Source organism: Rheinheimera sp. UJ51 (assembly GCF_020819615.1).
In the GTDB taxonomy this organism is placed as follows: domain Bacteria; phylum Pseudomonadota; class Gammaproteobacteria; order Enterobacterales; family Alteromonadaceae; genus Alishewanella; species Alishewanella maricola.
On record NZ_JAJHOG010000005.1, the window covers coordinates 54,685 to 77,649 of the forward strand.

A 22,965-nucleotide genomic window follows, 5' to 3' on the forward strand; every position below is an offset into this window, starting at 1 on the left:
CTTGCTCAACAGTATTCAGTTGCCTCGCCGCAAGAGCGGGGCATATTCTTAGAAGTATGCGTTTAGCTGTTGCGCTTTTCGAGAGAGTTACCGTGATTTACTCTGATCCGCTTTGGGGGTTGTAGTCGCATTCTGGCTTTATTCGCAAATGCGCGAGCAAAGATCTCATCGTAGGTGAGGGCTGTGATAACAAAGTGTTTTATCCGCCTAAGCGATAGCCACCTAGGCGGTATTTAAAATGCTATATCAAGGCTTAATGAGCTTTGGTTTGCTCGGTGGCATTACGATATAACTCATTGACCTTATGCCAATTCACAATAGTCCACCAAGCCGTAGCGTAATCACCACGCTTGTTTTGATACTGTAAATAATAGGCATGCTCCCAAACATCCAGCGCAAGTATGGGGGTACCTTGCACTTCCACCACATCCATCAAGGGGTTGTCTTGATTAGCTGTCGATGTTACCTGCAGTTTGTGCTCTTTATCCACGATTAACCATGCCCAACCAGAGCCAAAACGGGTAGCTGCTGCCTGATTAAACGACTTTTGCATGGCATCGATAGAGCCAAAATCACGTTCGATGGCTTTTTTTAAGGCCGCTGAAGGCTCGCCAACATCAGCCTGTGGCGCCATTAATTGCCAAAAAAGTTGATGATTATAATGACCACCACCATTGTTTCGTACCGCCGTATTAAAGCGTGATATTTGCGACATCATCGCTTCAAGTGACAGTGAGGCTAACTCTGGGGTGCTTGCTACTTGGGCGTTTAAGTTATTCACATAGGCTTGATGGTGCCTGCCATGGTGAATTTGCATGGTGTCTTTATCGATAACCGGTGCAAGTGCATCTGCAGCATAAGGCAGCGGTGCTAACGTAAAGGGTTCAGCGTGGGCACTGGCAGCAAGGAATAAACAAAGTAAGGTTGCAGGGAGTTTCGCTTTGAGAATAGTTAACACGGTATTGTACTCCTATGAAGATGAGGGTTTACCAATTTAGGGACTAACTAATCCTACAGTAGTATGATGCTGCCCGATCACTTTAATTTTAAAGTAGGGACCAATCGGCAATAAAACGCGACAAGGTGTTTTAAAAATAGGGGCAATAGCGACTGTTTAGGCTTGGCGTTGTGTTAACAAGCGCTAGAAATGTCGTCATCGTTAGCGTCATTAATTTCTAGGGGGCAAGCATACTACGGCCGCGTGATGCATCTTTTTACCGGCATTAATGAGCATTGGCTCTGCAATTTAAAGCACTTACGACAGCAAATAAAGCGGCATAATAGCTAAAAGGGTGAGCGACAAACCGCAGATATAAAAAAAGCCAGCTCGCTTTAAGCTAACTGGCTTTTAATAAGAATTTATTGGTCGGTACGAGAACGACCGAAAATAAACATTAAGCTGCTGTTTTTGAAGGGTTAATTAATTTTTATTTTAATTAATACCCCCATAAGAACCCCCAATAAAACAGCCTTAAGGTGTGGAAAAAAATTATTTTTATTTTTTTTTATTTTTTTCAAAATATTTCATAATTCAGACAAGATATGAACTTCTGCACTTAAAACGATTTTGCTTTTATCTTTACATAGCTTTGCTTTCTTGATGTAGCGTAAATTAATTGCTCTGCGTTCATCTGGCGATAGCTTGTTCATAATCTCATCCAGCTCTAAAACCCAGCTCGGTGTTTTTAAATTATCGGCCATATGAAGCTGGCCTCTGTCTTTTGCTGTTGTCCATATGCCAGTTCTTGCCGATTCAGCAAGTGCCGCTGTGATTGACACACGGCTATAACCTAAAGGCCTTTCCATTTTGGCCCAGTAATTACCCCAATCGAAAAGCAGTCGTCTTAAATCTTTTATATTCATAATGTGAGATCTGCAAATTTAAGCGCATCTAATAGCGACATATTGAAAGCATTACGGCAAATATTACAAACAGTGCTAAAGCTAGGTTCTGATAATTTATTTTCCCAGCGTTGGTATGTTCTCACCTTAAGATCCGCAAGTTCGCACAGCTCTTCCTGAGTTAAACCCAGCTTACGTCTAACTGTTTTTAATAGTTGGCCACCATGAACCATCGTTTTTGACATTAGCTAACCCCAATAAAAAAGGCCAGTTACATAAACCGGCCTTTTAGAAGATCTGTTAAAGATTATCTATGCTGATTTAATTTTTAACAGCTTAATACATTCGCTATTAACTACGCCACCACCGATCCGCTGTGTGGTGTAAAAATTTACATAGGGTTTGCTGGTATACGGATCACGTAACATACGAATATCAAACCGACGCGGGATATGATAGCCCCGTAACAAGTTGCCAAACATTACAGGCACTGAACCGGCTGCAATATCTGGCATATTTTCGTCAATTTCTACCGGGTAACCGAACAGCGTTGCCGGTTCACCTGCTGAAACAGCTTCTTGCCACATATAGCGGTCATTACCATCTTTAATAAGGCTTAAGATCAGCGCCGTTGTGTCATTCATTACAAAGGCTGCACCGGTGCGATATTTTGCATTTAATGATGACCGCAATGCTTTGACATCATCAAAAGTAATCAAAGCGGCCGCGGCTGTCTCTACGAATTGCAAAGTACCAAACTCGCGGACGTTATCTTTTTCGGCTGTGCTAGCGTAAGTAAGAATACCTTTAGGCTTGTTAGTGCCATCACCACTGATCAGGGCTTCACCTAGTTGGTCTGAGAATTTTTCGCCTACTTCCTCAGTAATAAACTGATCAACATTGAAAGCAGCATCATCGATCATCTGTTGCGTTGCTTGCGGGTTCGCGTACAGCTCGCCAAGTTTAATGTCAACTGAGGCAAGTTTAGGCGTACCGGTGTTTGGCCTTGCGTCAGTTTCACCGACCCATCCAGCACCGGTACCGCGCAAATTAACCAATTTTTTATAAGTGCCTGTTTCTGATTCGACTACCGTCGCCAAGCGCATAATTGCAGATGACTGATATTCTAGCTTTTCCAATTCCTGAGCAATAATGTCAGGAACTGCATAACCGCCGTCTGTATCTGAGCTTGTTGCCATTGCTTTGGTGTCTAGCTCGTCTAATGCGCTTGCATCGCCTTTACGAATGTACTTACTTAATGCGTCGCTTGCTAATGATTTGCTAGCCTTGGTACTAGTACCGGGTACACCTGGGCGGTTAGCTTTTTTTTCAAACTGATTAAGACGCGTTTCTAGTTCTGATTGCTTTTCCTTCATTTCAGATACTTTAAGGTTAATCTTTTCAGCAATAGCCTTAACTTGATCGTCTTCAGCTGATTTAGTTTGAAGTGTTGCTGGCATAAAGCCTAATTTTTGAATTGATTTGTTCATGAAGTTTTTTCCTAAAAAATTGAATTTGATTGTTTTTCCTCAATCTTTCAGGCCTATTGCATCGCGCACATTCCTAAAAGCAATCACTAAACATCGCGCATAGTGATTAAATTGGAACCGGCCCAGCGTCTCGCCGTTGGTTCCTGCCTTACAACTATACTAAGTAAACTTTTGGAGCGCCGGCCACTACTTAGTAATTAAGGTCTGTTGTGATACCTTACCAGTTCCCCGTGGCCGGTTTTCACGCTGTATTAATAACTTGTAAGCGGAGGCAAGCAATAAAGCTTCTTTTTTGCTAAAGCCTCTGGATCTCAAAAATTGTTCATAATCACGAATGCTTTTAATTTGCGATCTTGGCGTCATGGTTCTTAGTCGCTTTATTCTTTGAAAGAAGAATTAGCCAGCCCATAGCGTTTACATCGCCATGATCAGCGGCGGCCCGAAGTCTGTCGAGATATAACCGGCGATCTGTTTCGCCTGGTAAGCGGTTAGCTTGCTTTCTGCCTCGTTGTAACATCGAACACCTCGCTTTTTAGGTCATGCTACTGCTAAAAAATAATAAAACAAAGCATTTCACCGGTTAATTTCCGCTTATTTTCCATTGGTTTACCTTAGCGAACCCCTTTGTTCTTATCTGGCTTTTTTGGTTAGAAGCGGGATCAAACTTTTAATTTCGCGGCCGTAAAAATCTGACTTAAGGGGCGGTACAGCTGGTTGAGCCAGTAGAGATTTGATCCCCCCCTCCCGTTGCCAGCGTCCTCTTTTTGGCAGTTATTTCAGCCTGTAATCAACCAGAAGCGGTTAAAAACTTTAATGCTAAGCAGTGTGGTGTCACATTAATTAAATTTGTTTGAGTAAGCGCTAGCCGCCTTAGATTGCTGCTGTGTTTTGGTCAGTTCAATCACTAATTGATTAGCGTTAGCAGGGCATGATAAGCGCCCTTACAGCCTTACAGCCTTACTGCTGTGCTTATGGTGGTGTGTGTGGCTGCTGGTAGGGTAGTGGGTTCTGCTACAGTAGCCTAGCCAGTGTCGATACTTCATCAATAAGCCATACATAAGTTATCACTTAACTGATTGGCTGTGCTGTTGCGTGTGCTTTGCAGTATTCCGTATTGTAAACCTGCTCATTCTAGCCGAGGCCTTTGCTCATCTGGCTTAGGTGGCTGCAATAGTATTTTCAAAGCCTGCATAGTGCCTTCGCTTTCTGTTTGGCGTGTTCCAACTTCGAATATGCCGAATATCTCTAAAGCGCTTGCGGTTATTGGCTTATAGGTTTTCTATTGATTCTCTGTGTCTTAACTATGTTTCGTTTTGCGCTATTTTTTCTGATTTGGCTTTTTCCACGTGAGAAAACGCCAAAACAGTCTCTAGCCCTTGTGACTTATGGTTTGTACCTTTTTTAAACCCAAAAGCCACGGCCTGCTTTTTAAGGCATATGGCCTGTAAAATGATTGTCTAAAAATTACTTTTTGTGTTTGGGGTGTTCCATACTAGAAAACCGCAAAATCATTTATAGCCCTTGTTATTTCTTGGTTGTACCTATTTAACACTCAAGGTCTATTGGCGGTCTGACTGGCTATATTGGCGGTTTTATATTACCGGTTTGCCGGTAGTCAACCAGGTAAAACCTTTAATGCAAATTAAGCTCGGGCCGTTGTGGCGCTGTCTTGATTCTTGGTTGCTGTCTAAGTTTCACCCAGTAGGGTAGTGCTGGCGTTGAGCTGCTATGCCAGTCGTGGGCCGCTAGGGTGGTGTGGTCATGGATTAAATACCCGGCAATATTACCCCGTATGTTTTTCACAAAGCGATACATAACACGCAAGATCCCCCCTTGTGCCATTGCCAGTAAAATAAATTCATCTGGCGCCAGCGCTGGGGGCTGTTGTCCTTGTTGAAGTAAAACCCATTTATTCATGATGCTGGCCCATAGAGTTTTTTTAATGGCTTAGCCGGTTGATCATCCTTTGGTGTTGGTAAGCGTTTGGTATCAGAAAAGCGGCTAAACTGCAGCTCTGGCTGTAAAAAGGTGCTGCCCGTTCTGCCCATTCGATTTTTAGCAAAAATGATTTCAGTAAGGCTGTATTCGTCTCGCTGGCCCTCGTAGTCCTCGTCATGCAGAAACAAAACTATGTCGGCATCTTGTTCAATACTGCCGCTATCCCTCAGATTAATTAGGGTTGGTTTACCTGTTAGGCTCCTGTTAAGTTGGCTTAATGCTATTACAGGGCAGTTCATCTGCTTGGCTAGGTTCTTAAGGCCCGCGCTTACGTTGCCTATCCTGATCGTTTGGCTTTCACCCTCTGCCCGAATTAGCTGTAAATAATCGACTACTATCACAGCTGGGCCTTTACCTTGCTTTATAGCCATACGCTTTGCCCGGCTTTGTATCTGCGTTAAATGCTGCCCGCCTTTATCATCGATCATCAGCTTTGAATGCTGCATAACCTCCATAGCTGTGCCTATTTTGGCGTAACCAGTGTTGTCGCTCATGATGCTGGCGTTTAGTATTTGCGCTAGTGGGGTGCTGCTAATGCTGGCATAAACCTTTTGTAGTATCTGCTGGGCTGGCATTTCCAAGCTAAAGAACAGCGCCCATTGTGGCGCCTTGTTGGTTATGGCTATACGCTCGAGCATATTTAAGACTAATGTCGTTTTACCCATTGATGGCCGCGCCGCAACAATAACTAGATCCCCGTTTCTTAGGCCGCCGGTCATATAATCCAGATTTTCAAAGCCGGTGCTTAAGCCTGTTATGCTGCCGCCTTTCTGTGATATTTCTTCCAGGTGTTGAAGTAATGCCGATTGATGATCTTTTAGGTTGATTATTTGCTGATCTGATTCGTCAGCGCCAATGCTGGCCAGCTCGCTTAGTACCATGTTGATCCGGTCGGTTGGTTCATGATGGCGGTCATGTAAAACAGTTAGGCCTTTATTTAAGGCACTTGCGGCTTGTCTTAGCTGGCCGTATTCCCGAACTATGTCAGCATAGGCCTTTAGGTTGGCTTGGCTGGGGGTGTTCTTGTAGCACTCGCCAAGGTAGCTGATCTGGTATTGTGGATCTTTTGTTTTTATAAGCTCTGTTACTGTAACAATATCGGCATAACGCCCACGGCCAGAAAGCGCCTGTATCGCTCGCCATGCTGTTTGATTATCTCTGCTGCTAAAGTCTGTGGCTTTACAGGTTTCGATTGCATAGAGTGCGTTCTCGCTGCTGCTATCGTGTAAAACACCACCAATAACAGCTTGTTCAGCGTCAAAATTAATTAATGCTTCCATTTTCGGCTCCGCTGCGTTGTTCGTTTTCTAATTGCTGCTGATACTGCTGGTTGAAGTCGTTTAGCCATTCATCATCAGAAAGCCAGACCTCTTGATTAAGGTAAGCAACCAAACCTTGCTTGGTCCCGTATATTGTCGGGTCAGCCCGGCGCATTTCGTGAAAGGCAAGGCATACATTGACCTGATACCTCAGTTTGGCTTCGTTATATCCTTTGGTTAGCCGTAGCCATGTTTTAAGGGCTGCTTTTTTGCTGCCAATTTGTAAAGCACCACCAGTTAATGCCGCGTATTCTTTCCATAATGTGTCAAACCATTTTTTAGACGAATTAACAGGATCAACCGCGGGTTGATCTATTAATGGTTCAATGACTGGTTCTACTGACTGGTTCTGAGTACCGTTTTTGGTACTGTTCAAAGTACCGTTTTTGGTACTGTTCAAAGTACCGTTTTTGGAATCATTCCGTTTTTGGAATGGTTCCGTTTTTGGTACTGTTTCAACTGACAGATTTAACCGATAAACCTTAACTCTCTGTGTTGCGCCTTTGCGCTTTCCTGTGTCTAAGATCGCGCCAACTTGCTCAAGTTCTCTTGTGGCTTTGATAACAGTTTTCCGGTTTAAGCCGGTATCCGCTCCCACGCGTTCTACACTCGGGTAACATTCACAATCATCATCAGCACGATCAGCCAGGGCCAATAGAACAAGTTTCACCGTTGAGCATGTCGCCTGGTAGCGCCACGCCCAATCCGTTGCTTTTCTGCTCATTGGGGCCCCTTATTCAGTTCTTAAGTGGCTTTCTAATGGTATTACTCTGAGTTTTAGCCAGGCTATTGGCTTAGCGTTGCGCTTGGCTCGCCATTGGTCGATAAGTTCACGGGCTTTGCTATGGTGGTGTGAGCAAACGCTGTAACGCATTAAATAACAGCTTTCGCCCTGGTAGCCTTTGACCTTTTCACGTTCGCGGTTGATTTCAAGCCCGTGGGTGTGCGTCAGTTCACTGATCACTGAGTTCAAATGCCGCGCTTTGATAGGTAGTTTTTCAGCTTCTTGGCAGTTAAGGCTTGTTTTGTATAACAGGCCAAACAATACCCGTTCAATTTGCTTCGGTGTTGCTGCCTGGTTGTTGTTGTGGTTTAATTGCTCTGCTTTAATTTTGATTTGGCCGCCTTGCTGGGTGGCCTTATTTTTTTCTAACATGGCTCTTCCCCTTATGCAGCCCGACCAGCTAACGCCAGTCGATCAGTTATCCAGGTTTCAATGTCAGATTGAAGCCACGCTACGCGTCGGCCGCCAATGTTTATCGGCTTTGGAAAGTCACCAGTTTTCATTAATTCATAAATACTGGTTTTGCAGAGGGTTGTTGCTTTACTTACTTCTGACCGTTTTAGCAAACGGCATTTTAGATCGTTGGTTGAATTCATGGTTTCCCCTTTCGTTTATACCTTTATGGCCTTAGACGATATTCGGGGATCTGCTTAACCGTGTTTAGTAACTAAATTCAAATATTAAGTTACTAAGCCGGCGGATCGCTAGAATTTAGCATTGACTGGTATATCTCATCGGTTTCAATTTTTCGTTTTTTTGATTCGTTGTCTTTTCCAATTAACCCTAAATGTTTTTTTATAGCGGTTTCGCTTACATTAAATTGCTCTGCTAAATTTTCTATGGCTTTATTTCTGCTTAAACCATCGAATACAACTTTCAAATTAAAATGAATAGCTAAATCACCCGGTAAAATAGACGGCTTTCCAATATTTCGAGGTCTAACTTCGCTCATTCGAGTAGCCGCAGCCCTGAGCACCGCAGCGGCCCATTTAGATTCAAGGCTGCTTAATTTTTTACCTGTTTCCATTTTTTCAGCAATTGAATGTATGTAAGCCCGCTGTTTTTTTACTGTCTCAGCATGAGCATGATCAGCGGCAAGATGCTGCTCACTTGTTATCGGTTCATTTATTTTCATCGCTAAATATAACCTAAATGAGAACAGAGAAAGGGAGGTAGCCTCCCTTTGTGTTAATCGATAAGGATTATTCTAAATAATCCAAGTTTCCTTAAAAACAGCCATATCAGCTTGGCCGCTTAGTGCTTTATTGGCTTCTTGCTCATTTTTAAATGGGCCGGATATGAGCTCACCAGGTAAAAATGAATTAACTAATTTCCTTATAACGTATTCAGTTACTGTATTGCTTTTTTCTTGATAGTTGATCATGCGACCTCCTAAATGTGCTTTTGTTAATTGGTTAATAGTTAACTTAATTTAATTTCGCTAGTTAGTTTTAGAATGTCGTCAATCCTATCTGAAACGAACCATAGAGCATTCATTACCACTTCTTTGCTTAAGCCGTCGATTTTGAGTAACTCTTGAAGTCCGCAAATTACAGTGTTTGCTTGATCTGCATATTTTGCGGCTTCATTTCTCTGTGTAAATAATTCAGAAACGGAACATCCATTAAACAGGGCTGCAATGTCATCCAGGCGATCACTTACACCCCAAAGCAACATATCTAGCTTTTCTGTTTCGAATAACTCAAAAGATTCATCATAAACAAAAACTAAATCTAAAACGGCCTTTGCTTGTTTTCCTAACCTGCTGGCGTTGTCGATCAGGTCTATAACTAAATGTGATTGCTTTAAATCAACTACGTTTGATTGTGTCATGGTCTTAACCTCTATTGCCGAATTTTGCCGGTATTACATTGTTGTTGGTTGCACTAGTGCGAAGTGTGTCCAGATAATCAGCCCACCGTTGCATCATTTCTGTTCGCTGGGGTAGGTGCTTCGTTCTGTTGTATGCTCGGCCGTTCGCGTCCTTAACTGCGTGTGCTAACTGCTGTTCGATCCACTCAATGCGATAGCCTAAAACCTCGTCTAATAACGTCCGCGCCATTGCCCTAAAGCCATGGGGTGTCATAGTTTCATTGTCATAACCTAGTGTTCTGAGTGCCGTACGTACGCCGTTATCGGATAAAGGGCGGCTAGGGCCTCTTTGGGAGGGGAACACGAACTTAAATTGACCTGTTACATAGTGGATTTCTTCTAGTATTGCCTGCGCCTGTTTGCTCAAGGGGATAATATGAGCTTCCCGCATTTTCATTTTTTCGGCGGGGATCTCAATACGCGCATTTTCAAAATCAATTTCAGACCATTCAAGGTGCCTGATTTCACCTGGGCGGCAAAATAATAGTGGTGATAACAGTAACGCTGCTTTTACTGTTTTGGTGCCTGTATAACCATCTATAGCAATAAGTAAGCGTCCAACTTCTGTTGGATCTGTTATCGATGGAAAATGTTTTGATACTGGCGTTTTTAATGCGCCTTTTAGATCGGCACTAATATCGCGATCGGCTCGGCCTGTTGCAATAGCATATCTAAAAACCTGACCAGCTGTTTGTTTTGCTCTGTGGGCCGTCTCGATTGCGCCACGGTTTTCAATGCGCCTTAATGCTCCAAGTAAATCTAGGGCACTAATTTCAGTTATTGGTTTTTTACCAATGTAAGGGAATAAGTCATTAACTAAAGCTGCTTTTGTTCTTACCTGATAGCTTTTGCTTTTGTCTGATATTTTAATATCTAGCCATTCGCGCCCAATTGCTTCAAAGCTGTTTGCCGCTGCAATATTTCCGGCTAGTTTTCTGGCTTGTTTTTCTGCACTTGGATCTATGCCTTGTGCTAACTGGCGTCGAGCTTCATCCCGAGCTAACCGCGCATCTTTTAAACTTATATCAGGATAAACACCAATGGATAGAAGTCGTTCTTTATTGGTAAAGCGATATTTCAAACGCCAATATTTTGAGCCATTCTTTTTTACTAAAAGGTATAGGCCGCTTCCATCTGATAGTTTGTAATCCTTTTCCTGCTGTTTAGCTTTTTCAACCTGTAATGCAGTCAGTGCCATTTTATCACCTCAAAGTTTTCAGCATTTGATTGCTAAAGGGTATCGGCTTTGGGGTATCAGTTAACTACTAGCTGCTTATACCCCGCAAAAGTACCCTTATTAGCTAGGGTATCTATGCGATAAAATATATACCTTAACGGAATTCAAGGCAAACAGCGGAAAGCGCAAAACCCAGCGTTTAAGCTGGTTTGCGAGGTTCGTAAAGGTTTTTTAAGGATTTTTACAGAGGAATTTTGGTCGGTACGAGAGGATTCGAACCTCCGACCCCTTCACCCCCAGCGAAGTGCGCTACCAAGCTGCGCTACGTACCGACTCAAGCGCGTATCATAATGATTCTCAGCGATAATGCAATGCTGATTGAATCGTATGTTGAAAAAAGCAGCATCATTGCGAGGTATAGGGATACAATTTGTGATAACCCGTTATTCACAACTGAACTGAATGGCTATACCCTTTAATTTAACCTCGTTGCCTTTTAATCGAAATACTGGTTAATTCTGAATAACACAGTAAAATAGGCGCTCTTTTACCCAGACAAAGTAGTGAGTACTGTGGCAGAGCAAGATATTTACGCCGATATCCGGCCTTATCATGATGACGAAGTCGCGCCAGCGATCGCCCGTTTAATTGCAGATGACGAATTTATTCATGCCATTCTCCATTATCGTTTCCCGCATTTGGCTGGGCCTTTGGGCTGGTTATTATCACCGCTGGTGAAATTCTCGTTAAAACGCCGTTGGTCACGTTTAGATAACGTACAAGCGGTACAGCGTCAGGTCGCGACCTTTATGGAGCGAATGATTGAAAGTAGTACCAATAAAATCACGGTATCTGGTTTAGAACATTTAACACCAGGCAAAGCTTACTTGTTTGTCTCTAATCACCGTGATATTGCGATGGATCCGGCTTTAGTAAATTGGTGTTTATATCACCATGGTTTAGATACCGTGCGCATTGCCATTGGCGACAACTTATTACGCAAGGCCTGCGCCTCGGAGTTAATGCGATTAAATAAAAGTTTTATTGTTAAGCGCGGTGCCAAAGGCCCACGTGAAATGCTGAAAAACTTTACCTTGTTGTCGTCTTACATTAAACATTCGTTAGAGCATAAACACTCTGTGTGGATCGCGCAAAAAGAAGGTCGTGCTAAAGATGGCTTGGATGAAACGGATCCGGCGATTTTAAAAATGTTTTATATGGAAGGCAAAAAACGCGGTGAAAGCTTTGCTGAATATATGGCAGGGCTAAATATTGTGCCGGTATGTTTGTCTTACGAATATGATCCTTGCGATGTCGATAAAATCAACGAATTGTGGCAAAAACAAACCTCTGGTTCTTACCAAAAAACGGAATTTGAGGATATTGATAGTATTATCAAAGGGATCGTTGGCTTTAAAGGCCGGGTTCATGTGGCGTTTGCAAAACCACTTACCGAGGTGCCTACAGATCCCGATGCACTTGCCCGGCTAATTGACCAGCAAATTTGGCAAAACTACCGTTTATATCCGGTTAATTATCTGGCCGCAGGTTTAACACATCCTTCGGTTGATGAAAAACTAGTGGAGTTATGGCAACAGCGTTTGCAAACGGTACCGCAAGGCGCGATCTCATTAATGAGCGCCTTATATGCGGCTCCGATCATGAGGCAGTCTGAACTAGAGTGAGTTATTTAGTTGCCGTTACACTGCTGTGGGCGTTTTCGTTTAGCTTAATTGGCGTTTATTTGGCTGGCCAAGTGGATGCTTATTTTGCGGTGTTAATGCGTATTGCGCTCGCGGTGCTGGTGTTTTTGCCTTGGCTGCTACGTAAACCTGTGGCCTTAGCCGATGCATTTTTATTGGCCGCACTTGGCGCGGTGCAATTAGGCTTAATGTATATCTTTTATTATCAGTCTTTTTTATTACTGAGCGTGCCACAGATCCTGGTGTTTACTATCTTTACCCCGGTCTACATTACATTGCTGTATGATGTGCTTGATGGCCATTTTAATCCCCGCTTTTTATTTGCTGCCTTACTCGCCGTAGTGGCAGCAGCTGTGATGCGCGATACACTACCCGCAGTGAATTATTGGTTAGGCTTTTTAGTGGTGCAGGGGGCAAACTTTTGTTTTGCCGCAGGCCAGGTGGGCTATAAAAAGTTTATGGCCAGCAAAGCGCACCTTAACGCAGGCCATCAGCAATTTGGCTGGTTTTATGTCGGTGCTTTAGTGATTGCGCTACCGGCTTGGTTATTACTGGGGCAAGCACAATATCCCACTACGTCAGTACAATGGGCAGTTTTGCTTTGGCTAGGATTAGTGGCTTCAGGTGCAGGCTATTTTTGGTGGAACAAAGGCGCTTCACAGGTTTCTAGCGGTACCTTAGCGGTGATGAATAATGCTTTGATCCCTGCAGGTTTGCTGGTCAATATTCTGATCTGGCAGCGTGATACAGACTTAACCAAGTTAGTCTTGGGTATCGCTTTGTTATTGCTTTCATTGTGGTTGTGTCGTCGCCACGCAGTATAGGAAATAAGTTTTATGGCTAGGCAAGTTAGCTACACCTTTAAAGGCCAAAAGAAAGTTATCGCCTTTAGTTATGATCGTTTTGTTGATTTATATGAAGCCGTTGCGGCAGCTGAAGGGATAGATCTTACGGCGTTTTTAGCCATGGAGCAGCAATTACACCATACGGCTAAAGATAAAGCCGCAGTAAAAAACTTTCGCTCGCAATCATTCAGTAAAATGGGATTTGCAGATATCGCCTTTGTGCGAGAGAATCCCTAACACGATATGCGACCGGCGTGCCAGGCCAAGGTATTTGCCGTACGCGCTGTTATTTGATGATGCCAAATTAGAGAAAATGTTATGAAAATCACCTGCAATTTTGACAGTGGTAATATCGAGGTGTTACACGCCACGGATCCAGCAAACATTCAATTGGCGATCCGAAAAGATCATCAATCAGAGTTCTTTCAGTGGTTTCACTTTCGTTTAAACACCTCACACACTGAACCGCACACCATCAAAATTATGAATGCTGGCCAATCGGCTTACCCAGAAGGCTGGGAAGGTTATCAAGCGGTGGCTTCTTATGATCGACAAACGTGGTTTCGCGTAGATACCAGTTATGCAGACAACGTATTAACCATTCATCATTATCCAGAAGCGGAGTCAGTGTATTTTGCTTACTTTGCGCCTTATAGCTATGAACGGCATCAAGACTTGCTGCACTTTGCCCAAAATGATTACAACTGTCGGTTAGTCGAGTTAGGTGAAACTCTGGATGGCCGTGATATGACCATGCTGGTTGTCGGCGAGCCAGCTGAGCATAAAAAGAAGATTTGGATCATTGCTCGGCAACACCCTGGCGAAACGATGGCCGAATGGTTTGTTGAAGGCTTACTGGATCGATTATTAGATGAAGATGACGGTGTGGCTCGGTTACTGTTAGCCAAAGCGGTATTTTACATTGTGCCCAATATGAACCCGGATGGCAGTGTGCGCGGGCATTTACGGACTAACGCCGCAGGCGTTAATTTAAACCGTGAATGGCAAAACCCGAGCATGACAGAAAGCCCAGAGGTGTACTTAGTTCGGGAAAAAATGCAAGAAATCGGCCTAGACATGTTCTTAGATATTCATGGTGACGAAAATCTGCCGTATAACTTTGTGGCCGGCGCAGAAGGTGTTCCGTCTTACAATGCCAAAATGCAACAGCTAGAGCAGGCATTTAAAACGGCATTACAACTGGTAACACCTGAGTTTCAAACCCAGTTTGGTTATGACAAAGACGAGCCGGGTAAAGCGAATTTAACGGTGGGCAGTAACTGGGTTGCTGAGCACTTTGGTTGTTTAGCGTACACCTTAGAAATGCCGTTTAAAGATAACGCCAACCTGCCAGACGAGGCTTTTGGTTGGTCAGATGTACGTTCAATGAAACTCGGCCATGACACCCTTACCGCGGTATTGGCCGTAGTTGATGAGTTACGATAGGACCTATTAGACATGGCAATTATTTCTTGTCCGGTGTGTGCAAATCGGATCTCAAACAAAGCGGCAGAATGTCCAAAGTGTAAAACCAATTTAGGGGAAGCCAGCCCAGAAAAGCTGGCCTCGAAACATCGAGAGCAAATGGCTCGCCAAGCGCAATCACTGATGAACCAGTCAATGCTGGCCTTGCTGTTATTTTTGGCCGGATTTGGTATTTTGTATTGGTGGCAGCCTGAGAATGGCAGTTATAACCAATATGTTTCAACCGTAGCGATAGCCTTAGGCTTTGGTTGGTATGTGGTGTGTCGCGCACGAATTATTTGGTTAAAGCGAAAAAAATAGTATGGATTTTACAGCGATGGTCAGTGCAATGGCACCTGACACCTATAACAAACTAGCTGAGGCGGTGGCCACCGGTCGTTGGGCCGATGGCACGCCGTTAAGCGCAGAGCAAAAAGAGCAAACACTACAACTGGTATTAGCGTATCAGTCTAAGGTGTTGAAGTCTCAAGATATCTTCACTGTGGGTCCAGACGGACAAATAGTTCATAAATCCAAGGCAGAGTTGAAAAAACAGTTTTCAGATCCTGCCGCTATTGCAAGGTTTTCGCACGATGATCTTTAAACGCTGGTTTAAACCGAAATGGCAGCATCCAGACGCCGCTATTCGTCAGCAAGCACTTGAAACATTACAACCTACCAGCGCTGAGCATAAGCAAGTATTGCACGAGCTCGCTTTTAACGATGCCGCCGAAGCGGTGCGTAAAGCCGCTTTACATCGGTTAGACGATTTTGCGTTATGGTGGCAAGCCAGTAAACACGACACGGCAGAGCGTTTAAAACACTATGCCGAGCAACAAGTTGTTGAGCAACTATTAGCGAATCGGGTAGCCGCACCGTTAAAACAGAAATTTATTGAGCAGTGTAATCGCAGCAGCATTTTAGAGTCGCTGGCGCTAAAAGATGCCGATATGAATGTGCGCTATGCCTTACTACAGCGGTTAGAGCGCCCAGAGTTAATTCAACAAACCTTGTTAGATGCGGCCTTTCCTGTCGCCTTAAAACAGCAATTGTTGGCACAGATCACAGATGAAAAACAATTAGAGAAACTCAGTAAGCAACTTGAACCCTCGCTGGCTGAAACCTTGCAGGCTCGCTTGGCGAAAATGGCGGCGGATAAGCAAAAGCCACCTCGCTTACGCAAAGAGATCACCTTGTTGCTGGCTAAGCTGAATGCGCTGCGCGAGCGTCATACGCTGGCCGAGCTGCCGGCGTTACAGCAAGAGTTGCAACAACAATGGCAAGTGTTAGCCGCTGAGTTATCGTTATTACCCGAACAAGAAGCGCAGGGTTTTTCAGAGAAGTTTCAGCAGCTCGACCAACGTTTAACCGAATGGTTAGCGCCAAAATTAGCCCAACTACAGGCCGAGCAAGCCTTAGTTGAGCGTAAAGCGCGCCAAGTGTTAAAAACCCAGCAGTTACAGCAAGCGGTCAGTGAGCTAGAGCAACAATTGCAGGTGCAGTTACAACAAGTCGCCAGTACTGAGCAAAATGGTTTACTGGATGCCGCCGCCACAGCGTTATGTGAAGAGCTGGATGCTGCCGAGTTAGCCCATGCCGAGCAAAGCGCCTTGCAACAACGTTTAACGGTGGTGCAGCAGCAATTAGCACGTTTACCCGAGTTGAATAAAGCGCTCACGTCGATCCAGCAATTGCTCAATGCGTTTAGTGAACAGCCTTTGCCTAACCGTGCTGAGCAGTTAGCGGCAGCCGAGCAGCAATGGCAAGATTTTGCTGATGCTTGGCGCAGTGCCAGTAAAGGTTTCAGTGCAAGTTTACCTGCTGAGTTAAACGAACAATTCAAGCAGTTACGTCAACAGTGGCAACAAGCGCTGAGCCATATTAAACAACAGCAACAAAAAGAGCTGCGCCAGCTTCGTAGCAAGTGTGCCGAATACAAACGTTTACACGCGGCAGGGCGCTATAAAGTGCTGTTTGGTTTGTATAAAGGCATGACGGCCGATGTGGCAAACTTATCTGCAGAAGCCCAGCAGCAATTTGAAAAAGAGTTTGCCGAGATCAGCAGTTTACAAACTGAATTAGAGTCTTTGCAGCAGTATATTGCCACGCCACGTAAAACCGCGTTGTTAAGCGAAATAACTGAGCTGGCAAATAGCCCTTTGCAAGATGCCAAAGCGCGTGCTGAGCAAGTGAAACTGGCCCGCGCAAACTGGAAGTCTTTAGGTAAAGCAGATCCCGCTGCCGAAGAAAGCTTGAATCAGGCTTTTGATGCAGCCTGTGAAGCGGCTTTTGAACCTTGCCGCCAGGTGTTTGCTCAGCAAGATGCTGAGCGCGAACTGCATTTACAGCAACGTCAGCAATTATTACAAGAGCTTGGCAATTTAGTCGAAGCAGAATTACCAGAACGGGATTTAGATGCCGCTTTTCGGCAGTTAAGCCAACGTTGGCGTGAAAGTGGCGCGGTTAATCGGCGTGATTACCAAGCGTTGCAACAACAATTTCAAGAACTGAGCAAACGTTTAAAAGACAAAGTGGCTTCGGCGCAGCAGCAACAAGCGGCGGGTAAGGCGGCATTGATTGCGGAAGCGAAATTGGCCATGACCTTAGAAGACGGCGCCAAAACAGCACAGGTGCTGAAAGAATTGCAGCAACGCTGGAAGACCTTTGGTTTTGCCGGTCGTCAGCAAGATCAAGCGTTGTGGTTAGAGTTTCGTGCACTGTGTGATAGCTTTTTTGAAAAACGCAACGAAGAGTACAAACTACAGCAGCAAGCTGAGCAGCAAGTTGCCCAGTTGGTATCAGAGCAATTAGCTACGCTGAATACGACCTTAGCGCAAGCCACCAGCGCTGGCGCGTTGCAAGCGGTACAAGCACAGTTACGTCAACTGAGTTTACCCGACAGCGCTGGGGTGCGACAGCAATATCAAGAGCTCAGTCAGCAATTGCAACAACGGCAAAAGCAGTTGCAAAAGTCGGCACAACGTCAAGAGTTACAAACCTTATTTGACGTATTAGAGCAGGGCGATATTAAAGCGGAGCAATTACCACAGAGCTATCGTGAAGCTTTAAGTTTGCCGCAGCCAAGTTTAACTCGTTCACAACTGACCATCGCGTTAGAGCTGATGTCAGAGCAAAATGTTGAGCAAAGCAGTGCGGCAGAGCGCCAACAAGTGCAACTGGCCTTGTTATCGTTAAAACATAATGCGGGGCAACAATTAACACCAGAGCAGCTGTTACAGCAATGGCTTGCGCATGGTCCGGTTGCCCAACAAGAAAAACCGTTGTTAAAGCGCGTTGCCGCGCTGTTTTAACGGTTAAAGCGTTAATTCGCCACGCAGATCCTGTTGCATCTGCTGGCGAATTTCTTCTGCGGTTAATGGCTTACTCAGCAGGTAATGTAACTTAGTTAAGGTCGCTTCCAAGGTCATATCAAAGCCACTGATCACGCCGCTATCACGCAACGCCTTGCCCGTGGCATAACCATCCATATTCACTTTGCCTTTAAAACATTGCGTGCAATTGACTAAAATTTGCCCTTGTTCACTGGCTTGCTGTAACACCTGCAGTAATTCTGGCCGTTGTGGGGCATTACCCACACCAAAAGATTTAATAATTAAGGCGCGTACCGGTGGTGCCAGCATATTGCGGATCACGTCTGTGGTAATACCTGGATACAGCGTGACGACACTGATCGGTTGGGGGGTGATCTCGGCAACCTCGAGTGGCAGGGCTGTTACAGTATGGGTGATTTTGCCTGCATGCAGGTTAATATGGATCCCGGCTTCAAGTAAGGCCGGCATATTGGGTGATGCGAAAGCATTAAAACCATCGGCATCGGCTTTAGTGGCACGATTACCACGAAATAATTGATTATTAAAAAACAATGCCACTTCAGCGATGGGGTAATTTGCCGCTAAATACAGCGCATTAAGTAAGTTAACTTGGCCGTCTGAGCGCAGTTGCGCTAACGGGATCTGTGAGCCGGTAATAATCACCGGTTTTGATAAGTTCTCTAACATAAATGATAAAGCGGAAGCGGTATAAGCCATGGTGTCAGTACCATGCAGCACCACAAAGCCATCATAATGTTGATAGTTTTCTTGAATATCTTTGGCAATAGTAAGCCAATGCGCGGGTGTCATATCTGACGAGTCGATAACCGGATGATATTCATGAATATCGAATTCTGGCATTTCTGGCCGATAAAACTCGGGCATGCGTTTTACGGTGTCGGTTAAAAAACCCGGTACTGGCACAAAGCCTTTATCGGATTGTTGCATACCAATGGTACCGCCAGTGTAAGCGACATAAATACGTTTTCTTTGCATAAAACACCTAAAAAAATGCCCGGATAATACCGGGCATTGTAATCAGAATTACGCTTGCTGTCAGTTTATCTGGCAGCTTAAGCAGTAAGAGTAGATACCGTTTGGATCGTTAAACTGATTCATTAAAACAAAATCTTGTTTAACTTGCTGAGTTAACTGACGAAGCGCACGTTGCTCTGGTTGCATCGTTGCACTAGGTAACCAGCCTTTCGCTTTTGCTGCACCAAATAAATCCGCAATGATTTGCTCAGTGGGGCTAAGTTCTGGTTGCACTACCGTGATGTCGTATTGGCTTAAACCGGCCATTTCTGCAGCACGAGCAATCGCATCATCAAAAGTACCCAGTTTATCGACTAAACCTAACTCAAGTGCTTTAGAACCCGTCCAAACACGGCCTTGTGCAACTTTATCAACGTCTTCATTGCTCATATTGCGGTTTTTACCCACCATGGTTAAAAACTCGGTATAACCACGTTCGATCAGCAATTGCATCATGTCTTTCGCTGGCTCAGATAAGCCTTTAAATAAAGGCATACCGGCAGAGAAACCAGCCAGCTCTGTTGTACCGACACCATCAACATTTAAACCAATGGTCGACATCGCATTTTCAAATGTGTGTAATAAACCAAAGATCCCGATTGAACCCGTAATGGTAGTCGGTGAGGCCCAAATTTCGTTGGCAGGTGCTGCAATCCAGTAACCGCCTGACGCTGCAACTGCACCCATTGAGGCGATAACAGGCTTACCTGCTTCACGTAATAGGGTGATTTCTTGGCCAATGACTTCAGAGGCAAAAGCGCTGCCGCCGCCGCTGTCGATACGCAGCACGACTGCTTTCACTTTATCATCATGGCGCGCACGACGAAGCAGCGCAGCGGTAGAATCACCGCCGATCATGCCCGGTTTAGCTGTGCCATCAATAATGGTACCGCGAGCGACCACCACGGCAATTTTTTCTGTGATCGGGTTATCAAATTGCTTAGCCGGGATCACCATTTTTTTGTATTCACCAAAGGTGACATGGTTATAGGTGTTTTTGTCATTTTTGCCGACAATGGCGATCATGCTATTACGGAACTGTTCACGGGTTTGCACGGCATCTACCCACTTGCTGGTTAACGCATATTGACCTAAGTCACCTTCAGCGGCTTGCAGTTTGCTGTACATCGCAGCGAAGGTTTCATCGAAGTTATCAATACCGAAGCCACGACGCTCGGCAACTTGTTGCTTGTAATCAGCCCATAATTCATTTAACCAAGCTGAATTCGCTTCTTTTGCGGCATCTGACATGTCATTACGGGTAAAAGGTTCTACCGCGGATTTATAAGTACCAACGCGGAAAACATGCGTACTGACTTTCAGTTTTTCTAAGGCATTTTTGTAGTACATAGGGTAGCTACCATAGCCTTCTAATAACACTGCGCCCATCGGCTCTAGTGCGATTTGATCGGCGTAGCTGGCTAAGAAGTATTGATTTTGGCCGTAGTAAGCACCGTAGGCAAAAATCTTTTTGCCACTGGCTTTAAAGGCTTCTAAAGCTTTACCGACGCTTTTTAATTTATCTAAAGAACCGCCACCTAGCGCCGACAGATCCATCACCATCACTTGAATGCGGTTGTCTTTTGCCGCATGGTTAATCACTTTAACCACATCGGTAACCAGCATTTCTGGCGCTTCTTCTTGACCACCGGCCGCTTCATTAATTGCCGCAGCCATGGGGTCAACATAACGTTTTTGTTCAACAAGATCACCACGAAGGTTCAGATATAATGCGCTGGTATCGGCAATCTGTACTTTATCGCCACCACTAAACAGGGCACTGCCGATGACCAACACTAAGCAAATAAAGATAATGTTCAAAACGGTAGCGCGAAAGCCCCGATAGACTGACCAGATTGCGCCAAATAAGCGCCTAAATAATCCTTTCTTTTTCTCTGACATAATATGTGTCCTGTTAATTCTCGTTTAAAATTCATAAGCATCCACAGTTAATGCTAACGAATTTTTCAGCAAAGGCTATGTGGAATTTGTAAGAAAATGTATATCACTTGCGTATCGGCAGCAAAGCAGCTACATTTTAGCGATTAAACAGGTACGACCAGAGAGGGTGATGTGGCATATCAACACTTATTAGCGCCATTAGATTTAGGCTTTACCCAACTTAAAAATCGGGTAATTATGGGTTCAATGCATACCGGCTTAGAAGAAGAAAAAAACGGTTTCGAAAAATTGGCCGCGTTTTATGAAGAACGAGCCAAAGGCGGTGTGGGTTTAATTATTACCGGTGGCATTAGCCCAAACTTTCGCGGCAACTTGGTGCCTTTTGGTAGCCAACTGAGTTTTTGGTGGCAAGTTGCCAAACACAAACCGGTTACTGCGGCGGTGCAAAAGCACGGTGCAAAGATTTGCCTGCAATTATTGCATGCGGGCCGTTATGGTTATCATCCTTTTAATGTCGCGCCAAGTAACATTAAATCGCCTATTACGCCTTTTAAACCTTCTGAGTTATCCGATCGACAGATCCGCGGGACTATTAAAGACTTTGCCCATGCGGCCAGCCTCGCTAAAAAAGCCGGTTATGACGGTGTGGAAATCATGGGCTCTGAAGGCTACTTGATAAACCAATTTATTTGTCAGCGTACCAATCATCGTACTGATGATTGGGGCGGTAGTTTTGAAAACCGCAGTCGTTTTGCTTTAGAAACCGTGCGAGCGGTGCGCGAGAAGTGTGGTGCTGACTTTATTATTATCTATCGGCTATCTATGCTGGATTTAGTTGAGGATGGTAATACCTTTGATGAGGTTGTTGCACTTGGCCAGGGTGTGGCAGCGGCAGGCGCGACTTTAATTAATACCGGCATCGGCTGGCATGAAGCGCGTATTCCAACCATCACGACTCGGGTGCCCCGAGCGGCTTTTACTTGGATCACAGAGCGGGTTCGGCAACAACTCAATGTGCCGGTTATCGCCACTAACCGCATTAATGATCCTGGCGTAGCAGAAGACATTTTAGTCAAAGGCCAAGCTGATCTGATTTGTATGGCACGCCCCTTTTTAGCCGATGCCGACTTTGTTAATAAAGCGGCTGCCGATCAAGCGGACGAAATTAATACCTGTATTGCCTGTAATCAAGCCTGTTTAGATCACGTATTTCAACAAAAACGTGCCAGTTGTTTGGTTAACCCAAGGGCGTGTTATGAAACCGAGTTAAATTTTAATCCCGCCAGTAAACGGAAAAAATTGGCCGTTATTGGTGCCGGTCCGGCCGGGCTTGCCTTTAGTGTTTACGCGGCGCAGCGTGGCCATGAAGTGCATTTGTTTGATAAAGCCGCAGAGATTGGCGGCCAGTTTAATTATGCCAAACAAATTCCTGGTAAAGAGGAGTTTCATGAAACACTGCGTTATTTTGCCAAAATGTTGAAGGTACACGCGGTAACATTACACCTTAATGAGCAACAAACTGCGGCAAGTATTCTGGCTGGGCAATTTGATGAAGTCATTTTAGCTACCGGTATACTGCCGCGTGATATAGGTTTAGCAGGGCAAGATCATCCTAAAGTGCTGAGCTATTTAGATGTATTGCGCGATCACAAAGCCGTTGGCCAAAACGTCGCTATTATTGGGGCGGGCGGTATTGGTTTTGATGTCGCTGAGTTTTTATTAGAAAAACATTCACTGACCTTACAACCTGATGCGTGGTTAGCCGATTGGGGCGTTGATAAAACCTATCAAAGCCGCGGCGCTTTATTAAGTAGCCAGACACCAGCTAAAGCCGAACGTAAAGTCTATTTATTACAGCGCAAAGCCAGTAAGGTAGGCGGTGGTTTAGGTAAAACCTCTGGCTGGGCACATCGCGCTTCTTTGCAGAAAAAAGGCGTAGAGATGATGGCGGGGGTGAACTATCTGCGTGTGGATGACGCTGGCCTTTGGATCAGTTTAAATGACCAAGAGCGCTGTCTAGCTGTGGATAATGTGGTGATTTGTGCCGGACAGGTGCCCCTGCGTGCCTTACAAGCCGAGTTACAGGCGGCCGGCCAACACGTACATTTAATTGGCGGTGCTGATGTTGCTGCTGAACTGGATGCAAAAAGGGCGATCCGCCAAGGTGCAGAACTCGCTGCGGCAATTTAATATTTGCTATTT

At 44.8% G+C, this 22,965-nt stretch carries 23 protein-coding genes and 1 tRNA gene; 8 read left to right on the plus strand and 16 right to left on the minus strand.

Annotated features, from left to right (window positions below; translation table 11 throughout):
- Positions 1 to 253 precede the first annotated feature (253 nt).
- The 14 genes from LMJ53_RS08055 to LMJ53_RS08120 all read right to left on the minus strand — a co-directional run bounded on the left by LMJ53_RS08055 (position 254) and on the right by LMJ53_RS08120 (position 10,814).
- The gene (locus LMJ53_RS08055) at positions 254 to 958 is read right to left on the minus strand and encodes a superoxide dismutase (protein ID WP_324295596.1); all 705 of its coding nucleotides are present in this window, start codon (positions 956 to 958) and stop codon (positions 254 to 256) included.
- Between the two features lie 566 nt (positions 959 to 1,524).
- Positions 1,525 to 1,863 carry a hypothetical protein gene (locus LMJ53_RS08060; protein ID WP_229585586.1) on the minus strand — a complete coding sequence of 113 codons (339 nt, stop codon included), beginning with the start codon at positions 1,861 to 1,863 and terminating at the stop codon, positions 1,525 to 1,527.
- The gene (locus LMJ53_RS08065) at positions 1,860 to 2,087 is read right to left on the minus strand and encodes a helix-turn-helix domain-containing protein (RefSeq protein WP_229585587.1); all 228 of its coding nucleotides are present in this window, start codon (positions 2,085 to 2,087) and stop codon (positions 1,860 to 1,862) included. The genes LMJ53_RS08060 and LMJ53_RS08065 overlap by 4 nt, the downstream gene beginning before the upstream one ends.
- A 66-nt stretch (positions 2,088 to 2,153) precedes the next feature.
- Positions 2,154 to 3,332 carry a phage major capsid protein gene (locus LMJ53_RS08070; RefSeq protein WP_229585588.1) on the minus strand — a complete coding sequence of 393 codons (1,179 nt, stop codon included), beginning with the start codon at positions 3,330 to 3,332 and terminating at the stop codon, positions 2,154 to 2,156.
- A 1,632-nt stretch (positions 3,333 to 4,964) separates the two neighbouring features.
- Positions 4,965 to 5,249 (minus strand): hypothetical protein, encoded by a 285-nt coding sequence (locus LMJ53_RS08075; RefSeq protein WP_229585589.1) that lies wholly within the window; start codon positions 5,247 to 5,249, stop codon positions 4,965 to 4,967.
- Positions 5,246 to 6,610, minus strand: a complete 1,365-nt coding sequence (locus LMJ53_RS08080) for a replicative DNA helicase (protein WP_229585590.1) — start codon at positions 6,608 to 6,610, stop codon at positions 5,246 to 5,248. The genes LMJ53_RS08075 and LMJ53_RS08080 overlap by 4 nt, the downstream gene beginning before the upstream one ends.
- Positions 6,594 to 7,373, minus strand: a complete 780-nt coding sequence (locus LMJ53_RS08085) for a helix-turn-helix domain-containing protein (RefSeq protein ID WP_229585591.1) — start codon at positions 7,371 to 7,373, stop codon at positions 6,594 to 6,596. The genes LMJ53_RS08080 and LMJ53_RS08085 overlap by 17 nt, the downstream gene beginning before the upstream one ends.
- Positions 7,374 to 7,382: 9 nt before the next feature.
- Positions 7,383 to 7,805, minus strand: coding sequence for a hypothetical protein (locus tag LMJ53_RS08090; protein WP_229585592.1), 423 nt, complete (start codon positions 7,803 to 7,805; stop codon positions 7,383 to 7,385).
- An 11-nt stretch (positions 7,806 to 7,816) separates the two neighbouring features.
- A complete protein-coding gene (locus LMJ53_RS08095; protein ID WP_229585593.1) occupies positions 7,817 to 8,029 on the minus strand; it encodes a helix-turn-helix transcriptional regulator in 213 nt (70 codons plus the stop codon).
- Positions 8,030 to 8,121: 92 nt separating this feature from the next.
- Positions 8,122 to 8,568 (minus strand): hypothetical protein, encoded by a 447-nt coding sequence (locus tag LMJ53_RS08100; RefSeq protein ID WP_229585594.1) that lies wholly within the window; start codon positions 8,566 to 8,568, stop codon positions 8,122 to 8,124.
- 72 nt (positions 8,569 to 8,640) lie between these two features.
- A complete protein-coding gene (locus LMJ53_RS08105) occupies positions 8,641 to 8,817 on the minus strand; it encodes a hypothetical protein (protein WP_229585595.1) in 177 nt (58 codons plus the stop codon).
- A 38-nt stretch (positions 8,818 to 8,855) separates the two neighbouring features.
- Positions 8,856 to 9,266, minus strand: a complete 411-nt coding sequence (locus LMJ53_RS08110) for a hypothetical protein (RefSeq protein ID WP_229585596.1) — start codon at positions 9,264 to 9,266, stop codon at positions 8,856 to 8,858.
- Between the two features lie 4 nt (positions 9,267 to 9,270).
- On the minus strand, positions 9,271 to 10,503 hold the full coding sequence (locus tag LMJ53_RS08115; protein WP_229585597.1) for a tyrosine-type recombinase/integrase: 1,233 nt from the start codon (positions 10,501 to 10,503) through the stop codon (positions 9,271 to 9,273).
- A gap of 234 nt (positions 10,504 to 10,737) precedes the next feature.
- A tRNA-Pro gene (locus tag LMJ53_RS08120) sits at positions 10,738 to 10,814 on the minus strand.
- Positions 10,815 to 11,045: 231 nt separating this feature from the next.
- Between LMJ53_RS08120 and LMJ53_RS08125 the strand changes: the two genes are divergently transcribed.
- From LMJ53_RS08125 to LMJ53_RS08155, 7 genes are all read left to right on the plus strand, one after another.
- Positions 11,046 to 12,167, plus strand: a complete 1,122-nt coding sequence (locus tag LMJ53_RS08125) for a 1-acyl-sn-glycerol-3-phosphate acyltransferase (RefSeq protein ID WP_229585598.1) — start codon at positions 11,046 to 11,048, stop codon at positions 12,165 to 12,167.
- On the plus strand, positions 12,164 to 13,009 hold the full coding sequence (locus tag LMJ53_RS08130; RefSeq protein ID WP_229585599.1) for an EamA family transporter: 846 nt from the start codon (positions 12,164 to 12,166) through the stop codon (positions 13,007 to 13,009). Before LMJ53_RS08125 ends, LMJ53_RS08130 begins: the two co-directional genes overlap by 4 nt.
- Positions 13,010 to 13,021: 12 nt before the next feature.
- Positions 13,022 to 13,267 carry a DUF2960 domain-containing protein gene (locus tag LMJ53_RS08135; RefSeq protein ID WP_226751645.1) on the plus strand — a complete coding sequence of 82 codons (246 nt, stop codon included), beginning with the start codon at positions 13,022 to 13,024 and terminating at the stop codon, positions 13,265 to 13,267.
- Between the two features lie 81 nt (positions 13,268 to 13,348).
- Positions 13,349 to 14,476 (plus strand): M14 family metallopeptidase, encoded by a 1,128-nt coding sequence (locus tag LMJ53_RS08140; RefSeq protein WP_229585600.1) that lies wholly within the window; start codon positions 13,349 to 13,351, stop codon positions 14,474 to 14,476.
- 12 nt (positions 14,477 to 14,488) lie between these two features.
- Entirely contained in the window at positions 14,489 to 14,815 is a 327-nt protein-coding gene (locus LMJ53_RS08145) for a zinc ribbon domain-containing protein (RefSeq protein WP_226751643.1), read from the plus strand.
- A 1-nt stretch (position 14,816) separates the two neighbouring features.
- Entirely contained in the window at positions 14,817 to 15,098 is a 282-nt protein-coding gene (locus LMJ53_RS08150) for a YeaC family protein (protein ID WP_229585601.1), read from the plus strand.
- Complete coding sequence (locus LMJ53_RS08155) at positions 15,088 to 17,805, plus strand: DUF349 domain-containing protein (protein ID WP_229585602.1); 2,718 nt, start codon at positions 15,088 to 15,090, stop codon at positions 17,803 to 17,805. Before LMJ53_RS08150 ends, LMJ53_RS08155 begins: the two co-directional genes overlap by 11 nt.
- 3 nt (positions 17,806 to 17,808) lie before the next feature.
- On the opposite strand, the gene ansA is transcribed toward LMJ53_RS08155, so the two are convergent.
- Together ansA and sppA are read right to left on the minus strand one after the other, a co-directional pair.
- Entirely contained in the window at positions 17,809 to 18,822 is a 1,014-nt protein-coding gene (gene ansA / locus LMJ53_RS08160) for an asparaginase (RefSeq protein WP_229585603.1), read from the minus strand.
- A 60-nt stretch (positions 18,823 to 18,882) separates the two neighbouring features.
- A complete protein-coding gene (sppA, locus tag LMJ53_RS08165) occupies positions 18,883 to 20,763 on the minus strand; it encodes a signal peptide peptidase SppA (protein ID WP_229585604.1) in 1,881 nt (626 codons plus the stop codon).
- Positions 20,764 to 20,934: 171 nt separating this feature from the next.
- Between sppA and LMJ53_RS08170 the strand changes: the two genes are divergently transcribed.
- Complete coding sequence (locus tag LMJ53_RS08170; protein WP_229585605.1) at positions 20,935 to 22,953, plus strand: FAD-dependent oxidoreductase; 2,019 nt, start codon at positions 20,935 to 20,937, stop codon at positions 22,951 to 22,953.
- Positions 22,954 to 22,965 lie beyond the last annotated feature (12 nt).

What these genes read in the sequence shown, in the direction of transcription:
- LMJ53_RS08100 (WP_229585594.1), bottom strand. Translation starts at nt 8,568, where the DNA reads ATGAAAATAAATGAACCGATAACAAGTGAGCAGCATCTTGCCGCTGAT.
- LMJ53_RS08070 (WP_229585588.1), bottom strand. Translation starts at nt 3,332, where the DNA reads ATGAACAAATCAATTCAAAAATTAGGCTTTATGCCAGCAACACTTCAA.
- LMJ53_RS08090 (WP_229585592.1), bottom strand. Translation starts at nt 7,805, where the DNA reads ATGTTAGAAAAAAATAAGGCCACCCAGCAAGGCGGCCAAATCAAAATT.
- LMJ53_RS08115 (WP_229585597.1), bottom strand. Translation starts at nt 10,503, where the DNA reads ATGGCACTGACTGCATTACAGGTTGAAAAAGCTAAACAGCAGGAAAAG.
- LMJ53_RS08080 (WP_229585590.1), bottom strand. Translation starts at nt 6,610, where the DNA reads ATGGAAGCATTAATTAATTTTGACGCTGAACAAGCTGTTATTGGTGGT.
- LMJ53_RS08065 (WP_229585587.1), bottom strand. Translation starts at nt 2,087, where the DNA reads ATGTCAAAAACGATGGTTCATGGTGGCCAACTATTAAAAACAGTTAGA.
- LMJ53_RS08075 (WP_229585589.1), bottom strand. Translation starts at nt 5,249, where the DNA reads ATGAATAAATGGGTTTTACTTCAACAAGGACAACAGCCCCCAGCGCTG.
- LMJ53_RS08095 (WP_229585593.1), bottom strand. Translation starts at nt 8,029, where the DNA reads ATGAATTCAACCAACGATCTAAAATGCCGTTTGCTAAAACGGTCAGAA.
- LMJ53_RS08150 (WP_229585601.1), top strand. Translation starts at nt 14,817, where the DNA reads ATGGATTTTACAGCGATGGTCAGTGCAATGGCACCTGACACCTATAAC.
- LMJ53_RS08145 (WP_226751643.1), top strand. Translation starts at nt 14,489, where the DNA reads ATGGCAATTATTTCTTGTCCGGTGTGTGCAAATCGGATCTCAAACAAA.
- ansA (WP_229585603.1), bottom strand. Translation starts at nt 18,822, where the DNA reads ATGCAAAGAAAACGTATTTATGTCGCTTACACTGGCGGTACCATTGGT.
- LMJ53_RS08110 (WP_229585596.1), bottom strand. Translation starts at nt 9,266, where the DNA reads ATGACACAATCAAACGTAGTTGATTTAAAGCAATCACATTTAGTTATA.
- LMJ53_RS08135 (WP_226751645.1), top strand. Translation starts at nt 13,022, where the DNA reads ATGGCTAGGCAAGTTAGCTACACCTTTAAAGGCCAAAAGAAAGTTATC.
- LMJ53_RS08060 (WP_229585586.1), bottom strand. Translation starts at nt 1,863, where the DNA reads ATGAATATAAAAGATTTAAGACGACTGCTTTTCGATTGGGGTAATTAC.
- LMJ53_RS08085 (WP_229585591.1), bottom strand. Translation starts at nt 7,373, where the DNA reads ATGAGCAGAAAAGCAACGGATTGGGCGTGGCGCTACCAGGCGACATGC.
- sppA (WP_229585604.1), bottom strand. Translation starts at nt 20,763, where the DNA reads ATGTCAGAGAAAAAGAAAGGATTATTTAGGCGCTTATTTGGCGCAATC.
- LMJ53_RS08140 (WP_229585600.1), top strand. Translation starts at nt 13,349, where the DNA reads ATGAAAATCACCTGCAATTTTGACAGTGGTAATATCGAGGTGTTACAC.
- LMJ53_RS08105 (WP_229585595.1), bottom strand. Translation starts at nt 8,817, where the DNA reads ATGATCAACTATCAAGAAAAAAGCAATACAGTAACTGAATACGTTATA.
- LMJ53_RS08155 (WP_229585602.1), top strand. Translation starts at nt 15,088, where the DNA reads ATGATCTTTAAACGCTGGTTTAAACCGAAATGGCAGCATCCAGACGCC.